The following is a 2,617-nucleotide window of genomic DNA, read 5'->3' as shown; positions in this document are numbered from 1 at the left end:
AGCGCGTGGGCGGTCGGGTAGCCCCGGTGCATTGCTGCACCAGGGCCCCCTCAGAACCGTGCGTGCGGGTCGTCCCCGCACACGGCTCAAGCAAGCCGCGAGGGCGGCGTGGTGAGCAGAAGTGCTGGTTGACTGCCTGCCGCGGGTGGGAGCCGACGGCGGCAGTGGGTGTGTATGAGGCGAATCCGGTCCTTGTCCGGCGTGCCGGCCCGTCCGGTGTCGGCGGTCTCCAGCGTGTGCTTGGTGATCGCCTTGCGGACGGTTCGGTGCCATTGCTCCCACTCACGTGGGTGCGCTGGTTCCTGATCGGCGTGCAGGAGGTGGTCCCCGCAGAGCGGGCAGCGTGCGTCTTGCTTACGCAGCAGTCGCACGATGTGGTCGCTGAGCGGGGGCGTGTGCCTGCGTCGCCGTCTGGCCCAGTAGTCAGCCAGCGCGGGATCGTCGGGAGACGCCTTGGCGGTGACCAGCTGGTGCCGGACTATCTTGGTCCAGGCGAATTTCTGCAGGTAGGCGCCGCTGTCGCGATCGCCGAAGACCCACATGTGGCCTCGGGCGGGGTTGAACCGGCCGAAGTAGCGGGCGGCGATCCACTTCCTCGGTTTGGTGCGGTGACGGCGGATGGCCCACTTGTAGGCCAGCTTCCACACGTAGTCGTCCAGCGCGTTGAACACTTGGCTGGAGACCACCGTCCGGTAGTAGGAGGCCCATCCGGAGATGATCGGGTTGAGTTTCCAGATCAGCGCCGATGCCGAAGCGCCGCGCATCGCGTGGAACTCCTCGCGTAGTCGGCGCCGGATGCGCCGGACGGCCGCCGCACTGGGTTTGATGATCAGCTTTCCGTTGGGGTGGCGGCGGATGGTGAACCCGAGGAAGTCGAACCCGTGCGAGGCGTGGACGATTCTCGTCTTGTCCTCGTTCAGGGCCAGTCCCCGAGTGCTCAGCCACTGGGAAAGCCGCGCCTTGACCGTGATGGCCTGCTCCTGGCTGTGGCAGGCCACGACGAAGTCGTCGGCGTATCGGCATAACACCGGGGTCCCGTCCACGGTCCAACCCGCCTCCGAACCGTGAGCGTAGTAGCGGACTCCGGCGGCCTCTTCCAGCCCGTGCAGGGCGACGTTCATCAACACGGGGCTGATCACCCCGCCTTGCGGGCTGCCCTCCCGGGTAGGGGCGAACCCGGTACCGGCGTCGATCACCCCGGCCTTCAGCCAACCTCGGACCATGTCCCGAGCAGGGAAGGAGCCCAGGGCCGTCAGGAGCTGGGTGTGATCGATGCGGTCGAACGCCGCGGTCAGATCCGCGTCCAAGATCCACAACCGCTTGGCGTTCTTGCCGCTCAGCGCGTTGAAGATGGCCTCGATCGCGTCGTGACAGCCGCGACCCGGCCGAAACCCATACGAGCGGGTCTCGAACCGGGCCTCCCACTCGGCCTCCAGCGCGTTCTTCACCCGGGCTTGCAACACCCGATCGAAGATCACCGGAATGCCGAGCGGCCGTCTCTTGATCGTCGTACCGGCTTTCGGAATGTATACCCGCCGCACCGGCAGGGGCGTCCAGGACCTGGCCTCGCGTTGCACGCGAGCAATCAGTTCCGTCCTGGCCTCGTCGGTGAGCGCCACCTCACCATCGACCCCGGCCGTGCGGCGGCCAGCGTTGATCTCCGTCACCCGCTCCACGCTGAGCAGCGTGTTGCTATGACTACGGAGCATCAGCTTCTGCAAATTGCGGACCCTCTTCAGGTCCCCTTCCTGCGCCGCCTTGAAAATCCTCTGCCTGAGCCGCCGTACGTTGTCCCGGGCCTGGCTCATGCTGACACCGCGTGCCGGGCTGAGCCCTTCCCAGGTGGCGTCCGAGAGTCCGTTCACCACGACCACACCGGTCGCGCCAGTGGGCGCGGCCCGCATGTTGGTCATGGCGTCCAACTTGTCCCTCGGTTCCAGCGATTCATGACCGACGATGTCCATCGGCTCACCTGCCCACGTCAGCACCCTCCCTGGCGGGAGAGTTCCGGCACCCGGCTGGTGCCGGTATCCGGCCACTTATCCCCAAGGTCACGGCAGGAGAGCGCCGCTTGATCGACCTCGCGGTTTCGTGTCGCCTTTCGGCCACCGGCATTCGCTTCTTGGGCATCCTTGTCCCGGCCGGGCATCGGCTTCCCTTACGAGTCGCCTACCATCGCCACCATCGTTGATGGCGTGGACCCTGCCGGGGTTTCCACGTTCCACTTGCGCGAGATACGGCCGGGTTGGGTGCCCCCTCTACTCCGGGGCGGTGGTGCTCACGCAACCGGCCAGCACCCACCGGTTGCCACCTGCCGCTTCCCAGCGGCCAGCCCTCAACCCCGGTCCTGCCTTCCATCGTCCGGGGCTTCGCGTGACGAAGCGTTCAGGGATTCACTCGCGTTCACCCGTCCGGCCTTCCCCTCACCTGTGACTCCCGGATGGAAGCGGGAGTCCTTGGGCTCTGCCTCGGGCTTCGGACCCCGCCGTTACCAGCGACGCCCGCCAAGGTGGGGACGGGCCACAGAGCACAGACCCGGGACTACACCATCGACATTCGTCGATCCTCCAATCTGCGAGTCCACTCGCAACAAGCGACATCGTGTCGCACGTGCTGG

The 2,617-nt window shown here is 66.7% G+C and carries 1 protein-coding gene; it reads right to left on the bottom strand.

Annotated elements, in window-relative coordinates; genetic code table 11:
- Positions 1-86: 86 nt before the first annotated feature.
- Entirely contained in the window at positions 87-1,964 is a 1,878-nt protein-coding gene (ltrA, locus tag ABZ297_RS46620; protein ID WP_355361017.1) for a group II intron reverse transcriptase/maturase, read from the bottom strand.
- Between the last annotated feature and the right edge of the window lie 653 nt (positions 1,965-2,617).

Source organism: Nonomuraea sp. NPDC005983 (assembly GCF_040614375.1).
Classification (GTDB): Bacteria; Actinomycetota; Actinomycetes; order Streptosporangiales; family Streptosporangiaceae; genus Nonomuraea.
The sequence above is the reverse complement of the archived record's forward strand: the minus strand, read 5'-3'. Positions and strand labels throughout refer to the sequence as shown.

Bases quoted from the DNA above. Each gene is read 5' to 3' on its own strand.
- ltrA (WP_355361017.1), bottom strand. From the start codon at position 1,964: ATGGACATCGTCGGTCATGAATCGCTGGAACCGAGGGACAAGTTGGAC.